Consider the following 26,776-nt stretch of genomic DNA (forward strand, 5'->3'; position numbering starts at 1 on the left):
TGATAGAAAGACAGTGATTTTAATCAGAAATTTTTTACATACATAAGGGTAGGTGATTACACCTTGGAAATATACTCGTTAAGTGGTCCAAGTGGAACAGGAAAGAGTACAGCTGCGTTGTCGTTTGCGCATGATCATGACATAGCTGGCATTATTGATGATGGACTTTTTATCGTAAATGGTAAGAAGATAGCAGGTATATCAGCTAAATTTGAAAAAAGTTCACTTAGAGCAGTGAAGAGGGCTATTTTTTCAGATGATGATCATCTGAAAGAGGTACAAGATGCTATTAAAAACGAGCAACTTGATAAACTTTTACTATTAGGTACATCTGATAGAATGACTCATAAAATTGCACAGAGATTGGCTTTTGGGGAAATCCAGCATTATTATCATATTGAAGATTTAAAATCTACTGGCGAGATGAAATTAGCAAAGTTTATTCGTAAAACGGAAGGTAAGCATATTATGCCTATACCCGTTATAGAGGTTGAACAAAACCTAGTAAAACGAATTATTCAAAGGGGTTTTGAAATTTTTTCGCAAAAACGAGTCAAAATTGGTGAAACGACTATTGTTCAACCAGACTTTCATCAAGCCACCGGTCATGTAGATAAAGAAACTTTTGTACGAGCTATACAAGAGGCTTGTGAAATGGAAGAAATCGTTCATAAAGTTTTAAAAGTACAGTTTGAATTATTACCGGTACCCACTACATCCATTAGCATAGCTCTACAAGGCCCTATACATTTAAATCGAGCGCTTCAATTGAAAGAATTGCAACAAAAAGTGTTTCAAGCCTTTGATCAGGCGTTTGAATTAGAACTAAAAACTATTAACTTAACCATTATTTCAGTCCATTATGGATAAAATAAAGAACCGACATAAAGAGTAAAAGGTGTGAACTGTACTCTTTGCCGGTTCTTTTTTTCAAGCATAGAAATGCTGATTTTATAAAAATGCGAATTGAATTTAAGACAATCGTTTAAACTGTGGTGTTCTTTTTTCAACAAAAGCACGAACGCCTTCAGGAAAATCATTTCCATCTACAAACGGTGTAGATTTTTTCCAAAGTACAGGTGCAGAATCAATACATTCTTGAACGGACTTTTTCACTGCTAAAACAGAAGCAGGGGACATCGAAGCCACTAATTTACCAAGTCTAATTGCATAACGATCCAAGTCTTTTTCTAAAGTAACATAATTCAACATACCAACGCGATATGCTTCTTCTGTTTTCAATGTCTTTCCTGTAAATACTAAATCCTTTGTCATACTTGGACCAATAAGATTGACTAAACGTGCAGCAAACTTATTGTTTAAAGTAATGCCTAATTTACCAACAGGTATCCCTAGTTTTGCTTTATCAGAACCGATGCGAATATCACAAGCAAGTGCTAATTCAAGGCCAGCTCCCATTGCAGGTCCATTGATCACTGCGATTGTTGGAAGTGGTAATCGTTCAATCGTAGAAATCGTTTTTTCCATATGAACAAATGCTTCTTCAGCTTTCTCTAAAGAAATCGAGTTAAATTCTTTAATATCAGAACCGGCTGTAAATTGTTGTCCATATCCTCTGATGATTAACACTTTATTTTTTGGATTTTCTAATGCCTTTAAAGCGATTCTTCGTAATTCATCCCACATTTTTGCCGTTAATGCATTTTTAGCTTGAGGACGTCGAATAGTTATAATCGCTAAGCCAGCAGTTTCTTGATAAACAATTTTCGCTTCTTCTTTTACTAATCTTGTTGTTAAAACTTTCATGCGTATCCCCCTATATAATAACTTATACCTATTATATAACAGAAAGTGCTGTTATAGTGAAAATTATTGACTTTAAAAATAAAATATTCAGATATAGTTTACGTAGAAGTATGTTAGAATCATGAAACTATTGACAAGGGATAATCAAAAATATGAACATTAGAAATCCTTTCAATATTTCTACTATATTATTGAAATGCTCCTATCTATTTGTATATAAGCCTTGTAGAAGAAGCATGCTTAAAATAAACGTAATGATATAACGAATTATTTACTTGTACAATTCAAAAAATATTCGTATTTTTTAATGTGAATAATCTTATGAAAAATGACTCATTATTAATATGAATAATCACAAACTAACGATACGAAATTGAAATCATTTGCTTTTTTAAAAATAAAAAATGGATTTTAGTCCAAAATTTCTAAAAGCCTATCATAACAACGTTTTAGACATTATAATCATTACAAAAATGCATAATAGATTCTTAGATAATATAGTGTACATTATAAGTAAAAGGTGTTAGTCTGTATGTAATATAAAATGTGAACAAAAATTGAGCACCTACAAATAAAATTTAAAATTTCTGAATTTTTTATTTGACAAATTATATTATCTATCTAGAGGGAAATGCTAAAATGGGTACTCAAAATAAAAAGGAGTTCAAAATATGAAGCTATTACCACCGCAACCTTTTACATTAGAGGGAGATCACCGAGCTATTTTACTACTACATGGTTTTACAGGCAGTACAAAAGACGTCAAGAAATTAGGGCAATATTTAAATAAGCAAGGTTATACATGCCATGCGCCAATGTACCGTGGACATGGTGTAAGTCCAGAAGAGATATTAAAATATGGTGCAAAATATTGGTGGGAAGATGTTACTAGAGGATACCATCATTTAAAAGATTTAGGTTATGAAGAAATAGCGGTAGTTGGAATTTCATTAGGTGGTGTTTTTACATTAAAAGTAGGTGCAGAGTTCCCTGTAAAAGGGGTTGTCGCAATGTGCGCACCTATTAAAAGAAGAACAAAAGAAGGATTATTCGAACGTTTATATAATTATGCTAAAGTCTATAAACAGTTTGAAGGAAAAGATGAACAACAAATTGCTGAAGAATTAGAAGCATTAAAAGAATTACCGCGTGAAGCAATTGTAGAAGTTCAAAAAATGATACAACATACTTCTGAAGAAATTGAAGAAATTCATGCACCAACACTTGTTTTACAAGGAGAACTCGATGATTCTATCTATCGAGAAAGTGCTCCATATATATATGAAACTGTTGAAACAGACGCCAAAGAACTTATTTGGTATCATAATTCAGGCCACATTATTACGCTTGGCAAAGAACGTGAAAAAGTGTTTGCAGATACATTACATTTCTTAGACGAGTTAGATTGGTCTGAAAATGTAAAAAAAAATAAGCTACATGCATAAATCTTGAATTACTTAAAAGAAAAGACATTTGCTCCATAAAATCTTGAATATTGAATATTTTGCTAAAATTGAGGCTAGGACAGAAGAAATTAGTCTTGCTAAATCTAAATAATTGAATTTAATAGAATTAATTTCGTAAAGTGTCTTTCTTTAGAACATACGACTATCGATGATGATCATCATTTAGAATGGAGTGTGTGAAGTGAAGGACGGCGATCCTCGAAAATGTATTCACATTTTCTTCGTGCGGTGTAATTTCGAGGAAGCCAATTCAATGTCCTGCGGGAATAGCTTGAGCTGAAAGCCCCGCAGGAACGGAGTGACGAGGAGATTGAAGCCAAGCCCGCGGAAAGCGCCGTCTGGAACGAAACACAAAACTAAAAATTTAGAAGATATACATTAAAAGTTCGCACCTTTTATACAAAATTTTAAGTAAGATGATAATTCTATAGAATATGAATAAAAAGAAAATCCAAACAAATGTGAAATCTTAAATAGAATTTCATATTATAGTTTGGATTTTTCATTAGCTAAAAAAGTTCCATAAAATCAGTCCTAAATTCTTCTATTTACGACTTAAATTTTTATGCAAAATAAGTATAAATTCATGTTAAAATAGATAACGTGTAAAAACTCTTCAATCGTTTTGAATTGATGAGATGAGCTGAGTAGAGAATCGGAGGAATTTTTTTGAACAAGGATAATAATCAGTGGTCAACAAAATTGGGTTTTATTTTGTCGTCCGCGGGAGCAGCGATTGGACTTGGGGCCATCTGGAAATTGCCTTATGTAACAGGGCAAAGTGGTGGCGGTGCATTTTTCTTATTATTTGTATGTTTTACGATATTAATCGGATTACCGATGTTAATCTCGGAATTTATCATAGGCCGTGGTACGAATCGGGAAGCTGTTAGTGCATATAAAGCCTTAGCGCCGAAATCTTTATGGACATGGATCGGTAAATTAGGTGTTATAGGTTGTTTTTTATTACTATCATTTTATAGCGTTGTTGGTGGTTGGATTTCTGTTTATACTGGTAAGGCATTACTGGGGAATGTTATTCAATCAGGACATGATCCAGCTGAATTGTTTGGAATGGTTACAGGAAACCCATGGATTACAATTGTTGGATTGTTATTCTTTACACTTTTCAACGTATTAGTTATTAGTTTAGGTGTTCAAAATGGTATCGAAAAAGCAAATAAAGTAATGATGCCGCTATTATTTATCTTCTTTATCATTTTAGTGGTTCGTTCGTTAACATTAGATGGGGCAATGGAAGGTGTTAAATTTTTCTTGTCACCAGACTTTTCTAAAATTACAGGTGAATCCATTTTATATGCATTGGGACAATCATTCTTTGCATTAGCTGTTGGTTTTTCTTGTATGGTTACGTATAGTTCTTATTTAAAAAAAGATGAAAGTTTACCTTATTCAGCGGGTTCCGTAGTGATTATGAACATTTTCGTATCATTACTTGCAGGACTAGCTATATTCCCAGCTGTTTTTGCGCTTGACTTTAAACCGGAAGCAGGGCCACCATTACTTTTTATGATTTTACCTGCTGTATTTGGAAAGTTACCGTTCGGTGAATTATTCTTTGCAATCTTTTTATTGCTGTTCCTTTTCGCGACATTAACTTCATCTTTTAGTTTATATGAAATTATTGTAGCGGCATTGGTAGAAAAATGGCCAAATGCTAGACGGAAAATCGCATGGAGTATTGGTGTTATTGTTTTTCTTGCATCAATTCCAGCGGCATTATCTTCAAGTTCGTTGAGTGATATGACGATATTTGGAAAGAGTATTTTTGATGCAACAGATTATTTAGTAAGTAATATTCTGTTACCATTGGGGAATTTATTAATCGCTATTTTTATCATCCATAAGATGGATAAAAATTTGGTGAAGAGTGAATTTCTACAAGGTAGTCATATTTCAGAATTGTATTATAAAGTATGGAGATTGTTGATGCTGATTGTCGTGCCAATCGTTATCGCAGTCGTATTAATATATACAGCATCACAATATAACGGTTAATATTACAGGGCTTGTAGGATCAATTTGACCTATAGCCCTTTTTAAATGGTTTTGCATAGTTTGTATTCGGTGAGTTTAAAAGTTTATCTCTCGAACGTTCGTTCTTTTATAGCTTTTATGATAAAATTATTACAATAGATTTAGAGGGATGGAGTGATAATATGAAAATTTTTCACACAGCTGATTGGCATTTAGGTAAATTAGTTCAAGGTGTATCGATGATAGAAGACCAAGCTTATATTTTATCTCAATTTATACAAGAAATCGACAAAGAAAAGCCGGACGTAGTTGTTATAGCAGGTGATTTATATGATCGTTCAGTTCCACCAACTGAAGCTGTTTCGTTATTAGATAATATTTTCTCTGAAATTGCGATTAAACGTGAAATTCCGGTAGTAGCGATTGCGGGTAACCATGATAGCCCTGGACGTATTCACTTTGGTTCACAATTCATGGATGCCAAAGGTCTTCATATTATAGGAAATCTATCAAAAGAGTTAAAACCAGTTGTTTTGAACGATGAATTTGGTGAAGTTCATTTTCACTTAATACCATATACAGATCCATCTCATGTCCGTTACATTTATGGGGATGATACAGTCAAAACGCAACAAGATGCCATGGCGAAAATTCTCGAACATGTTGTCGAATCATTAGATCCAAGTGCAAGACATGTATTAGTTGGACATGCTTTTGTGACGAAGGATGGAGTAAAAGAAGAGAATAATACTGATGCAGAGCGACCATTATCAATCGGCGGTTCGGAATGTATCGATGCGAAGCTTTTTGAGCCATTCCATTACACAGCGCTTGGGCATTTACATCAAGCCCATTTTGTAGATCAAGAAAAAATTCGTTATTCAGGTTCGCCATTAAAGTATTCTATTTCAGAAGAAACGCATAAAAAGGGTTATCTTATCATTGATTTGGCTGCAGATGGATCAATCGAAGTAACTAAAAAACCATTAGTACCTAAACGAGAACTTAGAACAGTAGAAAAATCAATGGATGAGATTTTAAAATCACCTAAAAGCGAAGATTATGTCTTCGTAAAACTATTAGATGATACGCCAATTATTTCACCAATGGAAAAAATCCGTTCAGTATATCCAAATGCTATGCATGTAGAACGCGTGATATTAAAGGATTATAGCAATGTAGAACAAGAAATAGAATCCCGACAAAAAATGGATGATATGACCTTATTTAAATCTTTCTATAAAGAAATCTTAGGCAAAAGTGCTGATGAGCAAACGATCTTGCTTTTCCAAGAAATATTACAGGAAGAGTTATTAGCAAAACGCGAAGTTGAGGTGAAACATTCATGAAACCATTACAATTAAAACTAACTGCCTTTGGTCCGTATAAAGATACAGAAACAATTGATTTTCGAAAACTAGGGGAGCATAAGATATTCGTGATTTCCGGTTTAACCGGAGCAGGTAAAACGACCATTTTTGATGGTATTTGTTTTGCATTGTACGGGGCTGCAAGTGGGGAAGATCGTGCGGAGATTAAAGAAATACGTAGTGACTTTGCTAGTGAAGATATTCATACATCTGCGGAATTAATCTTTTCTATAAAAGGGAAAACGTATCGTATTTTACGTCAACTTGCCCATAAAAAAAGTGGCAACAAAAGTGCAACCGGAGATAAGTTGGAATTTGTCGAAATTATTGGTGATGAAGAAAAGCCTGTTGTTGAGTCACAAAAAGTTACAGAGATCAATCGCAAGATGGAAGAAATTATTGGCCTTTCAAAAGATCAGTTCAAGCAAATTGTGATGTTACCACAAGGAGAATTTCGAAAATTACTAACTTCGGAAACTGAAAACAAAGAAGCAATACTACGTAAAATCTTCAAAACAGATTCTTATCGTCACTTGGCAGATCGCTTAAAAGCGAAGAAAGACGAAGCTGAAAAGGCTTTAACGCGCGCCAATTCTATACAGCAACTTTATATTGAACGTGTTAAAAGTTCACTTCCTATGCGTGAATCCCAATTACAACAAGTACTATCTGCAGAACATGTGAATATGTACCAGTTAATAGAGGGGCTAAAAGAAGAACAACATTTCTATTCAACTGAAGTTCAACAAAAAGAAGGAATTTATCAAAATAGTACGCTTGAAGTTGAAAAGCAACAAAAAATCGTATTAGAAACAAAGGAATTTAACAAGAGGTTGCGTGCCTATCAAGAAAAAGAACAACAACTCACTTTGTTGGAACAGCAATCTAAATTGTTTGATGAAATACAGCAAAAGATTGAGGATGCAAAAAAAGCGAGTCATATAATCCCATTAGAAGAACGGTATTATGAGAATGTCCACGTGAAGAAAGAAAAAGTACAAGCACTCGAACAATTACAAGCGTCTTATCAAACTGCTAAAAAATCGTTCGAACAGGCCGTACAACAATTTGAACATGAAAAAATAGAGCAACCTAAAATCGAAGCTCTTACAATAGAAATTGCCTCATTGAAAAATCTTGAAGATAAGTTTAAACAATTACAAACAGCTGAAAGTGAGTTAAAACAGCAACAAAAAATTATTGATCAAGATGAAAAGGCATTAGACGCATTTAATAAAGAAGTTGAAAATTTAACGCACCTAAAATCTCAATATCTACAAACTAGTACAAATTTAACGCAACAATTGAATCTGTTTGATGAAAAAAACGATAAACTACTATCTTTGAGAGAAAAAACAACCGCTTGGCAAAACTGGCAACAACAAATGAGCCTATTAAAACAACTTCAAGTGCAAGAGTCTGAAAAAGAACGTCTATATAACGAATATAATGCTCGCTATAAAGAAGAAGAAGGAAAATGGATCAGTAACCAGGCAAGTATTTTAGCTGCACAACTTGTGGATGGGGAACCTTGTCCTGTCTGTGGTAGTCTTAACCACCATTCACTTCAAACAAAACATCTAGAAGAAATTAGTGAACAACAATTATCTAAGTTGAAATCACAAGCAGAACTAGCGACAAACCAATACTTTGAACTGCATGGTAGAGTGCAAGCAAGTAAACAACAACTAAGTCAACTGGAAGAAAAGTTAGTCCATTTAGGTGTAGAGACAAAAGATGGTCAACAAATCATCGCGCAGTATGAACAACTCCAAAAAGAAATAGTGGAACTTAAAAAGTTAAAAAATGAATTTGAAAAAATCGAAAAACTAAAACAACAAGTTGAAACGCAATTAGATGCACAAACTCAAAAACAACAACAATTTGTTATCGAAAAAAATACACATTTAGAAAAATTCTATAAAGCTCAAGCAAAATTGACAAGTATACAAAAAGAAATTCCAGAATCTATTTCATCATTACAAGCTCTTCATCTGTTAATCGAAACAAGAACGGCTACTCAAAAAGAGTTAAAAAAACGCTTTGAATATGCACAACAACAAGCGGACTTAAAACAAAGACAAGTCATATCTTTAGAAGCATCTATTAAAAGTGCAGAAAAGAGCAAACAAGAAGCGGAAGAAGCTTTGCAAACAGCTCAAAATCGATTTAAAGATGCCGTCTTATCTGCAGGTTTTGCAAAGGGTAGTGATTATCAAGCTGCTCGTCTTCAACAAGCAGAAATAGACAGATTAGAGATGCAACATACAGAATATATGAAGCAAAAATACGCTTTAAAAGAACAGTTAAAAGAGGGAGCCACTGATTTCGCAGATAAGAATCTAAAAGATGAAGTAGTGTTAGAACAACAATTAGAACAGCTTCGTCAAAGACTGATCGAAGCTAGTGATGAACTTCATAAGACGAAAAAATACCTTGCAGATGCTATACAACTAGCAACAGACATTGAAAAAATAAGTACTGAAATAATTGAGCTAGAAAGAAAATGCTCTAGAATCATTGATTTATATGATTTACTTCGCGGACAAAATCAGTTAAAAGTTTCTTTTGAACGTTATTTACAAATCGAATATTTGGAACAGATTATTCAAGCAGCAAATGAACGTCTGAAGCCAATCTCTAATGGTCAATATCGTTTAATCCGAAGCGACCGACAAGAAGCGAGAGGTAAACAAAGTGGTCTTGGTTTGGATGTCTATGATGCATATACAGGGCAAAACCGTGACGTTAAAACATTATCAGGCGGTGAAAAGTTTAATGCATCCTTGTCACTTGCTCTTGGAATGTCGGATGTGATCCAATCTTTCCAAGGAAATATCCAAATAGACACGATGTTTATCGACGAAGGTTTTGGTACTCTTGACGAAGAAGCATTGAATAAAGCCATTGATACATTAATCGAGTTACAAAATACAGGTAGAATGGTTGGTATTATCTCACACGTTTCAGAATTAAAAGAAGCAATGCCCGCATTATTAGAGGTGAAAAAAAGCAAAGAAGGATACAGCCATACGAAATTTATCATAAAATAAATATTTAATAGGTTAAATGATACAACTGGCTTTAATTATTTTTAAGTTTCTCTACAAATAGAGCTATAAAAAATACTATTTTTGAATCTAATTTAGAAATATAGAATTGGAATTCCATAAAGAACCAACTATTTGTGTATATTAATCAAAAATATTAATTATACGCCCACAATATTAAGGAAAAAGCCTTAATTTGAAAAAAATCAGTAAAGAATTCGTAAAGTTTTATAGTTAAAATGGAGATAAAGGTATATAATGTACCGACGGGATAAAAATATTCCAGTTTATTATTTAATCTTTATAATCGAGGGGAAACAAAATGATTAAACAATATATTTTTGTTCTAATGCTAAGTGTTTTTGTAATTAGTTTTAACTTTTCACCTAGTATTACGGCAAATGCTGAAACTTCAATTGCGCAAACAAATTCGTCTACTTATACGACAACATCGAATTCAACAGATGAACAACAAAATTCTACTGAAACTAGTAAAGCAAAATTTGTACAAGATACACTACCACAAACTGGTGTTGAAGCAAACCATTCTGGATTGTACTTCACAATCGCAGGTTTCTTCTTATTGCTAGCAGTATTCACTAGTCGTTCTAAATCAACTAGACAACTAAAACAAAAAAAGTAAACAATACAATTGTTTACTTTTAAAATTTGGCCTGTAAATTCTTCGTGAATTTACAGGCCTTTTTAGTTGATGAATATTCGTTAGAAGTTTATTTTGTCTTAATAGAAGCAAGCTCGCGAGATTTTGCTTCTGCATTTTGAATACATGCATCAATTGCATCTATAAAATGATACTTTTCTAAAGCTTGAATACCAGCTTCAGTTGTACCTCCAGGACTTGTCACTTTTCGGCGTAATTCCGTTGGCTCTTCGCTTGATTGTTTTAACATTTCAGCTGCTCCTGCAATCGTTTGTACCGCTAATTTACGCACGACTTCTTGATTTAAACCGAATTTCATACCTGCTTGTTCGAATGCTTCAACTAAATAATAAAGATATGCAGGGCCACTTCCTGATAAAGCAGTTACTGCATGTAATTCATCTTCTTGAACTTCAATTACTAATCCAATTGCTTCAAGCATATGCATAAATTCATCTTTCAATGAAGATGTAACGGATGGATTAAATGCAACACCTGTTGCAGACATCCCAATTGTGGCAGAAGTATTAGGCATAATTCGTGCGATTGGTCTTTTTCCTAAAGATGCTTCGATTGTGTTCATGGATACACCGGCTACTACGGATAAAATGGCTGTATTAGATGGCAAGAATGGTGCTAAATCTTCCATTGCATGCTGAATATCTTTTGGTTTCATTGCTAATATTAAGCAATCAGCTTTTTTCACTATATCGCGACTTCCACAAACAATTTGTACGCCATAAGTATCAGCTAATCGTTGAAGTTTTTGTTGATCTGATTTATTCATAACATAAATGCTTTTGGGCAAAACAACACCTTCTTTAACCCAGCCATGAATTAATGCTTCAGCCATTGAGCCAGCACCAGCAAATACAATTGTTTCCACTTTGGTCGCCTCCTATTTTTTCTAGCTCTTAAAAGCTAGTTTGACGATTACTCATCTTCTAAATAATGTTCCGTAAAGGAAAATAAAAAGCATCTTCATCCTAAATAAGGACGAAAATGCTTGATTCCGCGGTACCACCTTGTTTTGTTACATAACGTAACACAACTTCATTTCCTCTTTATCGCAGAGTTACGACCGTGTTTGCACAGTAGCTCCGAAGTAGGTTCCAAATAACTAGTTATGTGACTTACAGCCAATGATCACACTCTCTAGAAACCAGTCTAATTTGTACTAGTCTTCATCTTAGCTTAATATATGTAAAAATGAGTATATGAAATCTAACGTAATTTGTCAATGCAAAAAGGTGACGTTTTTTAAAAATAACTGTACAATATAATGAATTGATATTCATTTAAAAGGGGACTAATGATGATTCATAAAATTATATCACCTGTACCTTTTCCAGAAGGTACAGTAAATTCATTTATTATAAAAGACGATGCACTATCAATAGTTGATGTAGGAACAAAAACACCTGAAGCATTAGAAGCTATTAAAATAGGTGTGAAAAATGCAGGTTATCAGATGGAAGATATTGAGCAAGTTATATTAACACACCATCACCCTGACCATGTTGGATGGATTGATGCTTTTCCTAATGCTGAAGTGTTAGGGCATGTTTATGTAGATGCATGGCTTCGTCGAGACCCATTGTTTATCGACTCGCATTATCAATTTTATATTGACCGGATGAAAGAAGAAGGCGTACCAGAAAAATACTTTACTTGGGCAAAAAAAATGACACGTTCTTTAGAATTGCTTGGTGAGCGAGCATTAACAGGGATTATACATGATGGTGATGAAATTCCAGGACATAAAGGTCTTGTTGCGATAGAAACGTTAGGGCATGCACAAAGTCATCTTGCTTTTTGGCATGAAGAGAAGAAAGTAATGATAGGCGGAGATCTTTTATTGGCGAATATATCTTCCAATCCGCTTATTGAACCGCCGCTTAATCCTAAAGCTAAAAGAGCTAAATCGTTACTTCAATATAACGAATCACTAAAAAAATTGTTAACGATGCCTATTGAAAAGCTCTACAGTGGCCATGGAGAGGAAATTACAAATGTACATGAGTTAGTGCATGCAAGACTTGAAAAACAAAATTTACGGGCTATGAAGGTATTACATTTACTTGAAGATAGACCTAAAACAATTTTTGAAATCAATATGGAGATATTCCCTGCACTTTATGAAAGACAACTAGGCTTAACGTTATCTCAAACAATTGGGCAAATGGATTATTTAATGGATGTGGATTTAGTGAAGGAAGAGCAAGATGAGAATGGTGTGTTTTGGTATGTCAAAAAGTAAAAGGATACTCGTAACCGGTGCGACATCAGGTGTGGGCTACTTAATTGCACAGAAATTAGCCAAAAAAGGCCATCAAGTAATTGCAACCGGAAGAAATAAAAAAGTATTAAGCGAATTGGCGAAAGAGAATATCTTAGTCATCGAAAGCAACTTAGACTCTGTAGAGGGCGTAAAAAATCTGTTGCAACAACTACCACAACTAGATGTTGCAATTTTTTCAGCAGGAATCGGTACTTTTGAATACGCAATAGATATGGATGACGAGGACCTGTTGGCCATGATAAATGTCAATATTCAAGCCCCAATGTTGCTTACAAAATATATCGCTAAAAAAATGAAAGAACAAGGCCAAGGTCAACTTATTTTCATAGGATCGCAAGCAGGAAAGGTAGCTACACCAAAGGCTTCTGTTTATGCAGCAACAAAACATGCAATCATTGGTTACACAAATGCTTTACGTATGGAACTTGCTCCATATCATATTGGCGTAACGGTTATACACCCAGGTCCGATAGATACACCATTCATAGACCATGCCGATCGAACAGCATCTTATAGACAAGCGATGAAACATATATTGTTAGATCCTGAAAAAGTGGCAAGTGCAACCATTCATACAATCGGGAAAAAAACGAGAGAAGTCAACTTACCGAGCTATATGGGGATTTCCAGTAAATTATATGCACTAGCTCCAACCATTATAGAAAAACTTGGCAAACCGTTCTTCAATAAGAAGTAAAGGATATTCATATTTATGCATGTTAATTACAATTTTTATGAAAATTAATTCTCTTAAACTCTAATGTAATTTCCATATGAAATGATTGAGCGTCTTTATGAACAAATCAACAAAAATAAATTTATATAATCGCTTTATAATAAGTAAAGTAAATACATGAACGACTTTGTATCGTATGCAAAGTCGTTTTATAGATTTTTATTCATAAAAAGTTACATAACAGAAGACTAAATGGAAAGAGTCGAAAAGTAGGGGATAGGTTCTGGTAATGCTGATATATAGAGATTTTTGAACGAAATAAAATGAAAGAATTTTCACTTTATTTATAAAAATATAGAAATCTATTGCCAATTTAAAAGTTTTTTAAAAATGCAAGAAAATACACTTGTATTCATTTTTATTCCATGTTAAGATAAATGCATAAATATTAAGAAACACCGTATAAACATACAGTAATAACATGGAGGAATACAAAATGGCAAAAAAATTAGTGTTAGCTTATTCAGGCGGCTTAGATACATCTGTTGCAATCCAATGGTTGAAAGACAAAGGTTACGACGTAGTAGCTTGTTGCTTAGACGTTGGTGAAGGTAAAGACTTAGAATTCGTTCAAAAGAAAGCACTTGAAGTTGGTGCAGTTGAATCTTATATCGTAGATGCAAAAGACGAATTCGCTGAAGAATACGCATTAATCTCACTTCAAGGTCATACTTGGTACGAACAAAAATATCCTTTAGTTTCTGCATTATCTCGTCCACTAATCTCTAAAAAATTAGTAGAAATCGCAGAAAAAACTGGAGCAGTTGCAGTTGCACATGGTTGCACAGGTAAAGGGAATGACCAAGTTCGTTTCGAAGTATCTATCAAATCTTTAAATCCAGATTTAGAAGTTCTTGCACCAGTTCGTGAATGGGCATGGAGCCGTGAAGAAGAAATCGAATATGCAAAATCTAAAAATATTCCGATTCCTATCAACTTAGACAGCCCATTCTCAATTGACCAAAACTTATGGGGTCGCGCAAACGAATGTGGTATTTTAGAAGATCCTTGGGCTGCTCCACCAGCAGATGCTTATGATTTAACAGTAGCACTTGAAGATACTCCTGATACACCAGATGTTGTTGAAATCGAATTCGAACAAGGTGTTCCAGTAGCACTTAACGGTGTTCAATATAAATTAGCAGATTTAATCTTAAAATTAAATGAACTAGCTGGTAAACATGGTGTTGGCCGTATCGACCACGTTGAAAACAGACTTGTTGGTATTAAATCTCGTGAAGTTTACGAAGTTCCAGGTGCTCATACTTTACTTGTTGCACATAAAGAACTTGAAGATATCACTCTTGTAAAAGAACTAGCTCACTTCAAACCAATCATTGAGAAAAAACTTACTGAAATCATCTATGATGGTTTATGGTTCTCACCATTACGTGTAGCAATCGAAGCATTCTTAAAAGAAACACAAAAATTCGTTAATGGTACAGTACGTGTGAAATTATTCAAAGGTCATGCGATTGTAGAAGGACGTAAATCACCAAACTCATTATATGATGAAAAATTAGCTACTTATACAAAAGATGATGAGTTCAACCATGCTTCTGCAGTAGGCTTTATCGAATTATTCGGTCTTCCTACAAAAGTTAATGCAATGGTTAATAACAAAGGAGTAAAGAAGGTGCAAGCATGAGTGGTAAACTTTGGGGAGGCCGTTTCCAAAAATCTGCCGAACAATGGGTAGATGAATTTGGGGCATCCATCGGGTTTGACCAACAGCTTGTTACAGAGGATTTAGAGGGTAGCATTGCGCATGTCACAATGCTTGGCGAAACCGGAATTCTTAGTAAAGAAGAAGTCAACACGATCAAAGATGGCCTAGAACAACTAAAAGTAAAAGCACATAATAACGAACTTACATTTTCAGTAGCAAATGAAGATATTCATTTGAATCTTGAAAAAATGCTCATCGATTTAGTCGGTCCTGTGGGAGGAAAACTTCACACAGGCCGTAGTCGAAATGACCAAGTTGCAACAGATATGCATTTATTCTTGAAAAAGAGAGTAAAAGAAGTCGTTGAACTCATTGCAAAATTCCAAGAAACAATTGTCGAAAAAGCAGAGGCGAATATCGATACATTAGCTCCTGGATATACACATTTACAAAGAGCGCAACCAATTTCTTTCGCGCATTACTTGATGACTTACTTTTGGATGTTGGAACGAGATAAAGAACGTTTTAACGAGTCGGTTAAACGTATAGATATCTCTCCACTCGGAGCAGGGGCTCTTGCTGGAACAACATTCCCAATTGATCGTAAGTTAAGCGCAAAACTAATGGGCTTCTCTAATGTGTATCAAAACAGTATGGATGCAGTTAGTGATCGCGATTTTATCGTTGAATTCTTAGGTAACAGTTCATTATTAATGGCGCATTTATCAAGATTTGCTGAAGAGATTATCCTTTGGTCAAGTGAAGAATTCAAATTTGTCGAATTAGACGATGCTTTCTCAACTGGCTCAAGTATTATGCCACAAAAGAAAAATCCTGATATGGCAGAATTGATACGTGGGAAAGCAGGTCGTGTATACGGTAATTTAATGGGCTTATTAACTGTCCTAAAAGGTATCCCACTTGCGTATAACAAAGATATGCAAGAAGACAAAGAAGGTATGTTCGATACACTTCATACGATTGTAGGAGCACTTAAAATCTTTGAAGGTATGGTTCGCACGATGACTGTTTCAACAGATACTTTGAACAAAGCAGTTCATCAAGACTTTTCAAATGCTACTGAGCTTGCGGATTACTTGGCTACTAAAGGTATGCCATTCCGTGAAGCACATGCAGTAACAGGTAAATTAGTATTCCTTTGCATACAACGCGGAATTTACTTATTAGACCTTCCTCTTGAGGACTTGCAAGAGGCAAGTAATCTAATCGAAGCGGATGTGTACGATGTATTAGCACCGGAGGCAGCTGTTAAACGTCGTCATTCCCTTGGTGGAACAGGCTTCGATCAAGTAAAAATCCAAATTGCAAACGCAAAAGAAAAATTAAGCTAAAATCGATTGCTCTGCTCTACTATGGAAGGCCGTCCACAGAGGGGGACTAATTCCATTAAAAAAGCATACATAGTGTGCTAACAGAAAAAGCCAATTTCCAGAGGGGAATTGGCTTTTTTGAATTAAAAAAATGAATGGTATGTAAAAATAATTATAAATAACCTTTATTTTACATATAGTTTGGTATATAGTAATGATATATTTTGACTATATAAAGAGGTGATTATTATAATTACTACTATTTTAATTCTTTTATTTATTTCATATATGAGTTTTGAAAAAAGTTATTATAAGCAAATAACTAACGCGTCTTTTTGGAAAGTTCGTTTTAATACGGGACTTTACGGAGAATATAGGATTGTAAATGAATTGCAAAAGATTCCTGGTATACATAAAACTTTAGTAAATTTGTATATCCCAAAAGCAAAAGGGGAGGGCTTAACGGAAATTGATATTCTATTTATCCATGAAAGTGGAATATATGTGATAGAATCTAAAAATTATAGCGGCTGGATTTATGGGCGAGAAAGAGATTATAAATGGACTCAAGTTTTCAAGAATGGGAAGAAATTTAAATTTTACAATCCAGTAAAACAAAATAGAACTCATGTAAATGCATTACAAAAGCTCCTTTCTAATCTACCAACAGAAATATTTTCTTCATTAATCATTTTTAGTGACCGTTGTACTTTAAAATCAATCGAGGTTACATCCCAAAATGTTCAAGTAATCAAAAGAAAAAATCTATTAAGTAGGTATAAAAATAGTACTTCATCTAATAGAATTCCTGTATATACAATCTATACAAAATTACAAAAGTATACAAATGTATCTGATCAAGTGAAAAATGAACATATAAAGCAGATCCACGAAAAACTTTCTTAGAAAGTTTACACCAATTAAAATAGAATGTTCAGTAATCAAAATCTTTCGCATTTTGTACCAATTAAACTTATAATTTAGAGTACAATAAATGTTCATGAATTTGTCACAGTTAAAAAATGAGAATTATTGTGTATAGTTTGGTAACATGGTAGTAGTAATTATAAGGAGACATCTGCATATGAATACGGATATAAATTTATTCTTTGCTTTTGGTGCAGGTTTTTTAAGTTTTATCTCACCATGTACATTGCCTCTTTATCCAGCATTTCTTTCATACATAACTGGCGTATCATTTAATCAGTTAAAAAACGAAAAAGGAATGTTGCAAAAAAGAGCAATATTGCACACGCTATTTTTTTTACTGGGCTTTTCGGTAATATTTATCACATTGGGTTTTAGTACGTCGTTTGTGAAAGGTTTCTTTGTTCAATATGACGAGTTGATTCGCCAAATTGGCGGTATTTTAATAGTAGTATTTGGACTGGTTATTACAGGAATTTTCACACCAGAGTTTCTGATGAAGGATCGTAAGTTTGAATTTAAAAATCGACCTTCAGGGTATTTGGGTTCGATGTTAATCGGACTTGTTTTTGCAGCAGGATGGACACCATGTACAGGGCCGATTTTAGCAGCAATTATCGCACTAGGCACAACTAATCCAGATTCTGCAATCTGGTATATGTTAGCTTACGTACTTGGATTTTCTATCCCATTCTTTGTCCTTTCATTCTTTATCTCTCGGATGAACTGGATTCGAAAAAATAGCCAAAAAATTGTTAAGGTTGGCGGCTATATAATGATTGTTGTTGGGATTATTTTATTCTTTGATGGCATGACTTATCTGAACCAAATTTTAACACCAATTTTTGGCGGTTTCCAAGGCTTTTAAAAAGTGAAAATTATGGGGTGAAAATGTTGCCAACAGTTTTAGTAGTAGACGATACATTGTTTATGCGTGATTCGATGAAAACAATGCTTCAAGAAACAGGCTTCGACGTAATTGGAGAAGCTGAAAATGGTAAGCAAGCAATTGAACAATATTTTAAATTGCAACCCGATGTTGTTACGATGGATATTACAATGCCGGTAATGTCCGGGTTAGATGCAACAAAAGAAATTATAAAAGATGACCCGAATGCGAAGATTTGTATTGTTACTGCATTAGGTCAACAAAAAGTTATTTTACAAGCATTAAAAAACGGTGCAAAAGATTTTATAACTAAACCTTTTGAGAGGGAACGTTTAGAGACGACGATACGTCAAATGATAGAATAATTTTTTTCAAAGATAGGTGATTGTTTTATGTTAAGTTCAATTCCTTCTCAATATATGTTGGTAGGCTCTACAGTAGCTGTTGTTTTCATGGGTATTATGATGATGATTATTCGTTCAAAATCAGCGAAAAGACCGGCTAATGCGAAGAAAATCATTATACCCCCAATTGCTATGTCAACAGGTGCATTAATGTTTTGCTTTGATTATTTCAGAGTACCATGGCCACAAGTTTTGGAAGCGGTTTTAGCAGGTGTAATCTTTTCGACTGTTCTCATAGCAACATCTAAATTTGAGATTGTTGATGATGATGTATTCTTAAAGCCTTCTAAAGCATTTTTCTTTATTTTAATAGGATTATTAATCATCCGAACAGTTGCAAAAGTATACTTAAGTGGTTCTTTCCATTTAGGGGAACTTGGTGGAATGTTCTGGATCTTAGCATTCTCTATGATTTTACCATGGCGTATTGCGATGTTATTACAATACAAGAAATTAGAAAAGAAATTACAACATAGCTAATGAAAAAACGGTACTTTTCAAATGGAAAAGTACCGTTTTTCTGTGTTCTAATCAAGTAAATCTTCATAAGGCGTAACATCAATTTTCATCTGGTTTAACTTTTTACGTAAGAATTTATGATCGCGTTTCGGTGAAGCGATTATGTATCCTCGAATGATTAAATCTACATCAATCTTCTTTGCCTTTTCTTCTAATGCCAGTTGGCCAATTTTACCCGCGATTTTTTGTTTTGCAACATCACGGAATAGTTCTGGAACTGGGCTTACTAATTCGTTTAATAGATCTTTTTCATCTTGATGCCATAAATCTAATGTCTTATTTACATAATAATCTTGCCAATCTAATGTGGATTTTCCGTCATCTTTTGGCATAGATTTTAAAAATTTGCGGAACATGAAGAAACCGCCTATTGCCATTGTACCGATTAGTACAACTACCCAAAATAATATAAACCACAAAAATGGCCCATTTAACACAGTATTCACCTCTCTATCATTATAAAATGTAACGAAAAAAATTGCACCCTTTGTCCGCTTTTTAAATTTTGAATCTATGTAATAGGTGAAAGAGAGGTGATAGAAATGGCGTCAAAGACATTTGAAAAAGCAACTCTTCGTTTAAAGTTTTCGCTAGGGTTAAATGAAAAAGGCCAAGTGATGGAAAAAACAAAAACATATCAAAATGTTTCTGAACAAGCTTCAATTGAAAACTTGGCTACAGTAGGGGCTGCACTTGCTGGTCTTTATGATCTTCAATGGATTGGTTCTGGTGTAACAACCCAAGAAATCATTCAAAACTAAACTAAAAACTAAATCAGGAATAGGAGGGAGGAAACAAAATGGCAAAAGTTTTACAATTACAATTTAAAACGGCAGGAGGAGCAAATTGTTCTTTGAGTATTGATACACCAAAGGACAATTTAACAACTGCAGAAGTTTATCAAGTGATGAACACAATTCTATCTAATAATGTATTTGAAATTGAAGGGTCACCACTTTCTGAAATTGTTGGTGCCCGATATGTAGAACGTAATGTTACAGAATTAAAAGCGTAAATGAAGAAGCTGCCTATTCTATCTGTTGGATAGATTAGGCAGTTTTTTTAGAATTAATAACTTTTGAGGGATATAGGAAGGAGGGATTGTGATGGAAGAATGGGTTACTCTAATTCAAGAAATAGGATTTCCTATATTTGTGTCATTCTATTTAATGCACCGAGTTGAAACCAAACTCCAAGCAATTCACGATGCTTTACTGAACTTAAAATAACATAATCATCTGTTTCACAAATTTGTCTTAAAGCTATCACACAGTGTGCTTGTAAAATGTGGTACAATTCGATAAGATGGATGCAGATGAGGAGTGACATACAAAGTGAAAAATAGATTGATCATAGCATCTTTAGTATTAGTTTTATCAGTACTGTTATCTGCTTGTGGAGGCAGTGAGAAATTTAAAGCAGAAACAGATTGGAAAGTGCAAGATTTTTCTTATACAAATCAAAATGGTGACAAAGTATCAAAAGACAGTTTGAAAGGAAAACCATGGTTAGCTATGTTTATCTTTACGAACTGTACAACGGTTTGTCCACCTATGACCCGTAATATGACAGAAATCCAAGAATCATTTAAGAAAAAAGGGTTAAAAGATTACAGAATCGTTGGGTTTAGTGTAGACCCTGATACCGACACACCTGCAAGACTAAAAAAATATTTAGGTCAATATCCTGTAGCTGATGATTCAAAATGGGATCTTCTTACTGGCTACTCACAAGATGATATTTCTGCATTCGCTTTAAAATCTTTTAAAACATTGGTAAAAGATGATCCAAATTCAAACCAAGTAATTCACGGCTCAAGCTTCTTCCTAGTCAATCAGGATGGAGTAGTTGTTAAGAATTATAGCGGATATAAAGATGTTCCATACGACACAATCGCAGTTGATATGGAAACTATTATTGAAGACCGCAAATAGAACAATAAGAGGTCGGACATAAAAGTTCTTGACCACAAAAAAGGGAAATTGCGTTATGCAATTTCCCTTTACTTTTGTACAAGAACTTAAATTATTTCTTTTCTTGCAGTAAAGCACGGATATCTTTTAGTAAATCTTCAGTTGTTTCAGTCGGTGCTGGTTCTTCTACTACCTCTTCTTGTTTCTTTTTAAATTTTAGTTTTGATATTAAACGAATAAAAATAAAAATAGAAAATGCAATGATAAAGAAGTCCACTGTATTTTGTATGAAATTGCCATACTTTATATTATGATAATGTAATTCTTTAAAATCTACTTCTCCTATTAATAAACTTACGATGGGCATAATAATATCATTAACCAATGAAGTTACGATTTTACCAAAAGCTCCACCAATAATAACCCCTACTGCTAAATCCAGAACATTTCCTTTTAAAGCAAACTTCTTAAAATCTTCCCACATATGTATGCCTCCAATAAATGATATAGCATAGGTTAAAAATATAAACCTACCAAATCTTTCAGAATAATACTGTAATCTAATTCCAAAGGTATTATTAGAAATAACTGGTTATTATATTATCAAATATGTTTATGAATTACTAGACAAAAAATATCAAAATTATGTTATATTAAGATTTCATGTTATCATTAATAATTGTTAATAATGGAAATAGGATTTAAGAATTGAGGTTTTTGCATGAATAAAGTTTTTATAGCAGTATTATTAGCGACTGCATTGGCTGCGATAGAGGGGACAATTGTTTCTACAGCCATTCCCAGTATTACATCGGATCTCTCTGGTGTTGAGTTAATCAGTTGGATCTATTCCGCATATCTATTAACTTCCGCCATATCTGCGATCATTTTTGGTAAGTTAGCCGATTTATTTGGTCGTAAGAAAATGGTTATTACAGGTATAAGTATTTTCTTAATCGGTTCACTACTTTGTGGCTTGGCGACATCTATGGAATTATTAATCGTTTTTAGAGCGATACAAGGGATTGGCGCTGGTTCAATCTTACCGATTACGTTGACTATAGTAGGGGAGCTTTTTGATACAGAGAAAGCTCGTGCAAAAGGACAAGGGTATATTAGTATGGTTTGGGGAGTTTCCGGTATTATCGGACCTTTAATCGGTGGATTTATCGTTGACCAATTGACATGGCATTTTATCTTTTTGCTAAACATTCCATTTGGTTTAGGAGCTATTTTACTAATCGCAAAATATTATCAAGAAGAACGGAAAATTCAATCACGTAAAATCGATTATGCAGGGGCGCTTGTTTTTTCAATCGGTATGGTAGCGTTACTGTATGCACTTATAGCTGGTAGTAATTCACAACAGTGGCTTACAACTTCTCAAATTATCTATTATGTAATTGCAATTATATTTATAGGGTTATTTATCTTTGTTGAAAATAAAGCTATTGAGCCAATCATTCCGCTCTCATTATTTAAAAATAAACGGTTAAATGTTATAAACGGCTTAACATTGTTTTGTATGGCTATTGTCATTGGTGTTTCTGCATACTTACCAATCTATGCCCAATCTGTTTTAGGGAAAAATGCGACACAAGCAGGGTTAATGTTGACACCTGTTTCAGTTATGTGGACCGTTGGGGCTATATTATCAGGTAATCTAGTAGGTAGAATTGCAAATAAAAGCATCATTCAAATTGGAACAGTTTTCTTGGTAATTGCAACAACGATGTTAATGTTCTTATCGGCTACTACTCTTCCAATTTATATTTATCTAGCAACTGGGATTCTAGGGCTAGGAATGGGCTTTATAGCACCAATGCTCATTATTGTTGTACAAGCTTCAACTACAAGAGAACAATTAGGAACAGCAATCGGTTTAAATTCATTTATTAATACGTTTAGCCAATCAATTGGCGCAGCTATATTTGGCGTACTATTCAATACGGCGACAAGCGGAAAATTAACGAAGTTGGGTGCTGAACATATTAATCTAAATGGCTCATTTGACCATTCAATTTTTTCTTCTGAACAAATCAATCAAATTATCGATATCATAGCAAGTGGAATTCGTTCGGTATATACTGGTGCACTTGTTTTTGCAATCGTTGGTTTCGTATTAGCTATTTTAATCACTAAAAAACAATCTAAAACACATTAATGAAAAGGTATCAACTAGAATGAACAACTAGTTGATACCTTTTTGATCTTATAGAATAGTGGCTCCTAATGTATTTTTAAAATGACCTATTGCCCACTCATGCCCACCTTGGTTAAAGCTTGCAACAGAATCCTCGTAAATAAATGTATGGAATCCTTTGTTATAAGCGTCCACTGCTGTATGTAACACACAAATATCCGTGCACACACCCGTTAGATAAATATCATTTATATTCCGTTCTCGTAAAAGTTGCTCTAAATTTGTACCAGCAAAAGAACTATATCGAGTCTTATCGAGCCAAATGACGTTCGGTAACGCCTTATTTTCTTCATACCATTGTTGAATAGTATGATAGAGCTCTCTCCCTTTTGTGTCGCGAATATTATGTGGTGGGAAAAGTTTAGTTTCTGGATGATATGGATCTTCCTCATCATGTAAATCACAAGCGAAAATAATGAGTTCTTCTTGTTGTGCAAATTGCATAATATGCTTCAGTAAATTGTTTTCAAGTAGTTGCCCAGGTTCCCCACATGTTAAGGCACCATCTTCTGCAACAAAATCCACAGTATAATCAATTACAAGCAAAGCTTTCTTCATTTAATCACCTCATATTTGTCTTTACATATATCATGATATACATAATAGAAAAATTTAACCTAAAAATAATAAAAAAGCAAAAAGCAGAAATATTTTGTAATTTATAGAATATTGTATTATAATTCAGAAAAAGTTGAAGGGAGTTGTCAGTATATGGATCAATCTTTAAAGAAAAAATATAACAAACAGGCTCTTCTTTTTGTTTTGTTTCATACAATTTTTGTATTTAATATTGCTTTTGACTTTTGGGAGATCCATATTAGTTAACCAATGATGATAAAGACAAATAAATGCTCCTTCTTCGACGGAAAAACACATTTCGCCTAAGAAGGGGCATTTTGTTATTTATGTCCAAAGGGGTGACTATTATGCAGGTATTTGACAAAGCTTTTCAACATTTAGAAAGGCCATTTGCTTGGCTTGATATGCAGGCACTTGATACCAATATTAAATTTATCAATCAGCGTGTTCGAGACAAAAAAGTCCGTATTGCAACAAAATCTATTCGCTCCATACAGGTTTTAAATTATATATATGAAAAACTTGAAAATGTTTCAGGATTCATGACTTTTACAGCAAGTGAAACTTGTTATTTATTAGAAAATGGCTTTGATCATTTGCTTATTGGCTATCCTGTTTGGGAAGAGAATAGCGTATTGCCAATATTTGATTATATAAAAAAGGGTTATGATGTATGTTTTATGATCGATGATGTTCGGCAAGCAAAATGGTTGAATGCGTTAGCGAAGCGGGAGAATTTGGAGATTAGCATTTGTATTGATATTAATCTTTCAATAGAATCATCGATTATCTACTTTGGTACGAGGCGATCATCTATAAAAACTATTAAGGTTCTAAAAGAGTTGCTAGACTCACTTCAAAAACTATCACATTTACAGATTAATGGTGTCATGGGGTATGAAGCCCAGTTGGCTGGTGTAGGTGATGTACCTATTCAAAAATGGAAAAGGCCAATTATTCAACAACTTCAAAAAAGGTCACGAAAGCAAGTTGCCAAATTTAGAAATGAAGCAGTAGATACCATTTTATCGGTAACAGGTGATCTAGAATTTGTAAATGGTGGTGGATCAGGAAGTATCGATTTTACTTCGCAGTGTCCAGAGGTAACAGAAATTACAGTAGGTTCCGCCTTTTTTAATCCGGCATTGTTTGACCAGTATAGTGCGTTGAATTTGCGTCCTGCTGCTGGTTTTGCTTTGCGTATTACAAGAAATCCAGAAGAAAATGTAGTCGTTTGTCATGGTGGTGGTTATATCGCTTCAGGAGCTATAAGCATTGATAAACAACCTGTATTATATGAAAAAGGCAAGTTCGAATATTTTTCACTTGAAGGTGCAGGGGAAGTCCAAACACCGCTGAAAGTGATTACAAAAGAAACGCTCAAATTAGGCGATACCTTATACTTCCGCCATGCCAAAGCCGGGGAATTATGCGAGAGATTTACGAAACTTGAGGCCGTTAGAAATGGGCAGCATATCAATAGTTTCAAAACGTACAGGGGGGATGGGCAATGTTTTTTGTAAAGGATTCGGTAGGTACGAGTAAATGGCAAAATTGGGCTGGAAATGTGAAAGGAGAGCCATCACAGACTTTACTTCCTCGTGATGTAAAACAATTATCCAATCTCATATGGAATTCACAAAAACAACATAAGACAATCCGTGTAACCGGTGCTGCACATTCTTTTAGCCCTGTTGCCAAGCCTGATGACGTAGCCATTTCACTTCATCATATGAGAGGATTAATAGAAATCGACCAAGAAACGAACGAAGCCACTTTTTGGGCCGGAACATACTTATACGAGATTGGCCCGATTTTGGAGCAGTTTGGATTAGCACTTGAGAATATGGGGGATATTCAACAACAAACAATTGCAGGGGCTATTTCAACTGGAACACATGGTACGGGTGTTACCTTAGGCTCTTTATCAAGCCAAATCGTCAAATGGGGATTTGTTGATGGTCTAGGTAATTACCATGAACATACGAGAGGTGATGACGATTTATCTCGAGCTTTACACATTTCACTTGGACTTTTAGGTGTGCTTGTAAAAGTAACAATCAAAACAGTTCCTCTTTATAGTTTAAAATACCAATCAATGCATTATCCATTTACAGAAGGAAGTCAGCTATGGAGCACAATGATTCGTGAACATCGGCATGTAGAGTGGTATTACTTTCCCGGAGAAGAACAGATACAAGTAAAGATTATGGATCAAATTCCTATCGTCAAACAACCGAGAACATCCAAAAAAATAGAAGATTTAAAAACCAATATAGTTGAAAATGGTTTATTATTCATCGCATCAGAATTATGCAAAAGACAACCGAAAATGACCAAATGGGTTAGTCTCCTCGCTTCAAAAACAGTTCCTACCGGTATTAAAGAAGGATTATGTTACGAAATCTTCCCTTCAGCTAGAAATGTAAAGTTTTTAGAGATGGAGTATGCAATTCCTTTAGAAAATTTCCAAGAGTGTATGCAAGAAATTCATTTCACTTTAAAATCCCATCCATTCAAAGTCCATTTCCCAATAGAATGTAGAACAATGATGGGGGAATCTGGCATTTTAAGCCCAACACAAGGGAAAGAAAGTGCTTATTTAGCCTTCCATATGTATAAAGGCATGGATGAAAAAGATTATTTTAGATGGGTTCAATCCTTGATGAAAAAGTATGGTGGCAGACCTCATTGGGGGAAATTGAATGATTTAACGAAAGATAGATTACTAGAACTTTATCCTGAATACCCGTTGTTTTTAAAAATAAGAGAGAAATATGATCCTGAAAATGTATTTGTCACTGACTATTTTAAATCATTTATCTAAAGGCTAACTGACACAATTGTGTGAAAACTACCGGAACAATGTCATCTAAAATATTCGAAATTAAGTCAATTTATAAATTTTTCTAAAAATTTATTTTTGAGCAAAAGTAAGAAATATATTTATTTATAGGGAATGAAAACGCATTCAATCAGTTACAAAAATTCT

General features: G+C 34.1%; 26 protein-coding genes and 1 other annotated feature. Of the genes, 21 read left to right on the top strand and 5 right to left on the bottom strand.

Going from position 1 to position 26,776, the window contains the following annotated elements; genetic code table 11:
• The first annotated feature begins 63 nt into the window (after positions 1–63).
• Complete coding sequence (locus tag Q0977_RS02865; RefSeq protein WP_299510427.1) at positions 64–870, top strand: hypothetical protein; 807 nt, start codon at positions 64–66, stop codon at positions 868–870.
• 102 nt (positions 871–972) lie between these two features.
• Here Q0977_RS02865 and Q0977_RS02870 read toward each other — a convergent pair whose 3' ends face one another.
• Positions 973–1,767, bottom strand: a complete 795-nt coding sequence (locus tag Q0977_RS02870) for an enoyl-CoA hydratase/isomerase family protein (RefSeq protein ID WP_119414955.1) — start codon at positions 1,765–1,767, stop codon at positions 973–975.
• A 671-nt stretch (positions 1,768–2,438) separates the two neighbouring features.
• Here Q0977_RS02870 and Q0977_RS02875 point away from each other — a divergent pair.
• The 5 genes from Q0977_RS02875 to Q0977_RS02895 all read left to right on the top strand — a co-directional run bounded on the left by Q0977_RS02875 (position 2,439) and on the right by Q0977_RS02895 (position 10,294).
• On the top strand, positions 2,439–3,212 hold the full coding sequence (locus tag Q0977_RS02875) for a carboxylesterase (protein ID WP_119414954.1): 774 nt from the start codon (positions 2,439–2,441) through the stop codon (positions 3,210–3,212).
• A gap of 690 nt (positions 3,213–3,902) precedes the next feature.
• The gene (locus tag Q0977_RS02880; protein WP_299510432.1) at positions 3,903–5,252 is read left to right on the top strand and encodes a sodium-dependent transporter; all 1,350 of its coding nucleotides are present in this window, start codon (positions 3,903–3,905) and stop codon (positions 5,250–5,252) included.
• A gap of 161 nt (positions 5,253–5,413) precedes the next feature.
• Positions 5,414–6,580 carry an exonuclease SbcCD subunit D gene (locus Q0977_RS02885; protein ID WP_299510434.1) on the top strand — a complete coding sequence of 389 codons (1,167 nt, stop codon included), beginning with the start codon at positions 5,414–5,416 and terminating at the stop codon, positions 6,578–6,580.
• A complete protein-coding gene (locus Q0977_RS02890; protein WP_299510436.1) occupies positions 6,577–9,654 on the top strand; it encodes an SMC family ATPase in 3,078 nt (1,025 codons plus the stop codon). Before Q0977_RS02885 ends, Q0977_RS02890 begins: the two co-directional genes overlap by 4 nt.
• A gap of 319 nt (positions 9,655–9,973) precedes the next feature.
• A complete protein-coding gene (locus tag Q0977_RS02895; RefSeq protein WP_299510438.1) occupies positions 9,974–10,294 on the top strand; it encodes an LPXTG cell wall anchor domain-containing protein in 321 nt (106 codons plus the stop codon).
• Positions 10,295–10,382: 88 nt separating this feature from the next.
• On the opposite strand, the gene proC is transcribed toward Q0977_RS02895, so the two are convergent.
• A complete protein-coding gene (gene proC, locus Q0977_RS02900; protein ID WP_299510440.1) occupies positions 10,383–11,198 on the bottom strand; it encodes a pyrroline-5-carboxylate reductase in 816 nt (271 codons plus the stop codon).
• Positions 11,199–11,301: 103 nt separating this feature from the next.
• Positions 11,302–11,512, bottom strand: a binding site (T-box leader).
• Positions 11,513–11,627: 115 nt separating this feature from the next.
• Here proC and Q0977_RS02905 point away from each other — a divergent pair.
• From Q0977_RS02905 to Q0977_RS02940, 8 genes are all read left to right on the top strand, one after another.
• On the top strand, positions 11,628–12,572 hold the full coding sequence (locus Q0977_RS02905; protein WP_299510442.1) for an MBL fold metallo-hydrolase: 945 nt from the start codon (positions 11,628–11,630) through the stop codon (positions 12,570–12,572).
• Positions 12,559–13,311, top strand: coding sequence for an SDR family oxidoreductase (locus Q0977_RS02910; protein ID WP_124217034.1), 753 nt, complete (start codon positions 12,559–12,561; stop codon positions 13,309–13,311). Before Q0977_RS02905 ends, Q0977_RS02910 begins: the two co-directional genes overlap by 14 nt.
• Before the next feature lie 475 nt (positions 13,312–13,786).
• Entirely contained in the window at positions 13,787–14,998 is a 1,212-nt protein-coding gene (locus tag Q0977_RS02915; RefSeq protein WP_124217035.1) for an argininosuccinate synthase, read from the top strand.
• A complete protein-coding gene (argH, locus tag Q0977_RS02920; RefSeq protein WP_299510449.1) occupies positions 14,995–16,371 on the top strand; it encodes an argininosuccinate lyase in 1,377 nt (458 codons plus the stop codon). Before Q0977_RS02915 ends, argH begins: the two co-directional genes overlap by 4 nt.
• A 267-nt stretch (positions 16,372–16,638) precedes the next feature.
• Positions 16,639–17,256 (top strand): nuclease-related domain-containing protein, encoded by a 618-nt coding sequence (locus Q0977_RS02925; RefSeq protein ID WP_299510727.1) that lies wholly within the window; start codon positions 16,639–16,641, stop codon positions 17,254–17,256.
• Positions 17,257–17,434: 178 nt separating this feature from the next.
• Complete coding sequence (locus Q0977_RS02930) at positions 17,435–18,145, top strand: cytochrome c biogenesis CcdA family protein (protein ID WP_299510451.1); 711 nt, start codon at positions 17,435–17,437, stop codon at positions 18,143–18,145.
• A gap of 23 nt (positions 18,146–18,168) precedes the next feature.
• Positions 18,169–18,531: a response regulator gene (locus Q0977_RS02935; RefSeq protein WP_299510453.1), complete on the top strand. Its 363-nt coding sequence runs from the start codon at positions 18,169–18,171 to the stop codon at positions 18,529–18,531.
• 27 nt (positions 18,532–18,558) lie between these two features.
• Positions 18,559–19,050 (top strand): CcdC family protein, encoded by a 492-nt coding sequence (locus tag Q0977_RS02940; protein WP_299510455.1) that lies wholly within the window; start codon positions 18,559–18,561, stop codon positions 19,048–19,050.
• 47 nt (positions 19,051–19,097) lie between these two features.
• Here Q0977_RS02940 and Q0977_RS02945 read toward each other — a convergent pair whose 3' ends face one another.
• Positions 19,098–19,526 carry a DUF2621 domain-containing protein gene (locus Q0977_RS02945; protein ID WP_119415709.1) on the bottom strand — a complete coding sequence of 143 codons (429 nt, stop codon included), beginning with the start codon at positions 19,524–19,526 and terminating at the stop codon, positions 19,098–19,100.
• A 105-nt stretch (positions 19,527–19,631) separates the two neighbouring features.
• Between Q0977_RS02945 and Q0977_RS02950 the strand changes: the two genes are divergently transcribed.
• From Q0977_RS02950 to Q0977_RS02965, 4 genes are all read left to right on the top strand, one after another.
• Positions 19,632–19,850, top strand: a complete 219-nt coding sequence (locus Q0977_RS02950; RefSeq protein ID WP_119415710.1) for a DUF1659 domain-containing protein — start codon at positions 19,632–19,634, stop codon at positions 19,848–19,850.
• A gap of 38 nt (positions 19,851–19,888) precedes the next feature.
• Positions 19,889–20,104 (top strand): DUF2922 domain-containing protein, encoded by a 216-nt coding sequence (locus Q0977_RS02955; protein WP_124217036.1) that lies wholly within the window; start codon positions 19,889–19,891, stop codon positions 20,102–20,104.
• A gap of 91 nt (positions 20,105–20,195) precedes the next feature.
• Positions 20,196–20,318 (top strand): YvrJ family protein, encoded by a 123-nt coding sequence (locus tag Q0977_RS02960; RefSeq protein ID WP_119415712.1) that lies wholly within the window; start codon positions 20,196–20,198, stop codon positions 20,316–20,318.
• Between the two features lie 105 nt (positions 20,319–20,423).
• The gene (locus tag Q0977_RS02965; RefSeq protein WP_299510467.1) at positions 20,424–21,023 is read left to right on the top strand and encodes an SCO family protein; all 600 of its coding nucleotides are present in this window, start codon (positions 20,424–20,426) and stop codon (positions 21,021–21,023) included.
• Between the two features lie 91 nt (positions 21,024–21,114).
• On the opposite strand, the gene mscL is transcribed toward Q0977_RS02965, so the two are convergent.
• Positions 21,115–21,486, bottom strand: a complete 372-nt coding sequence (gene mscL / locus Q0977_RS02970; protein ID WP_299510469.1) for a large conductance mechanosensitive channel protein MscL — start codon at positions 21,484–21,486, stop codon at positions 21,115–21,117.
• Positions 21,487–21,723: 237 nt separating this feature from the next.
• Here mscL and Q0977_RS02975 point away from each other — a divergent pair, with 237 nt between their 5' ends.
• The gene (locus Q0977_RS02975; protein WP_299510471.1) at positions 21,724–23,166 is read left to right on the top strand and encodes a DHA2 family efflux MFS transporter permease subunit; all 1,443 of its coding nucleotides are present in this window, start codon (positions 21,724–21,726) and stop codon (positions 23,164–23,166) included.
• Positions 23,167–23,214: 48 nt separating this feature from the next.
• Here the strand turns inward: Q0977_RS02975 and Q0977_RS02980 are convergent, their stop codons facing one another.
• Positions 23,215–23,763, bottom strand: a complete 549-nt coding sequence (locus tag Q0977_RS02980; protein WP_299510473.1) for a cysteine hydrolase family protein — start codon at positions 23,761–23,763, stop codon at positions 23,215–23,217.
• 368 nt (positions 23,764–24,131) lie between these two features.
• Here Q0977_RS02980 and Q0977_RS02985 point away from each other — a divergent pair, with 368 nt between their 5' ends.
• Both Q0977_RS02985 and Q0977_RS02990 read left to right on the top strand, forming a co-directional pair.
• The gene (locus Q0977_RS02985) at positions 24,132–25,307 is read left to right on the top strand and encodes an alanine racemase (protein ID WP_299510475.1); all 1,176 of its coding nucleotides are present in this window, start codon (positions 24,132–24,134) and stop codon (positions 25,305–25,307) included.
• The gene (locus Q0977_RS02990) at positions 25,295–26,611 is read left to right on the top strand and encodes a D-arabinono-1,4-lactone oxidase (protein WP_299510477.1); all 1,317 of its coding nucleotides are present in this window, start codon (positions 25,295–25,297) and stop codon (positions 26,609–26,611) included. Before Q0977_RS02985 ends, Q0977_RS02990 begins: the two co-directional genes overlap by 13 nt.
• The last annotated feature ends 165 nt before the right edge of the window (positions 26,612–26,776 follow it).

Origin of the sequence: uncultured Rummeliibacillus sp. (assembly GCF_934216135.1) — a bacterium.
In the GTDB taxonomy this organism is placed as follows: domain Bacteria; phylum Bacillota; class Bacilli; order Bacillales_A; family Planococcaceae; genus Rummeliibacillus.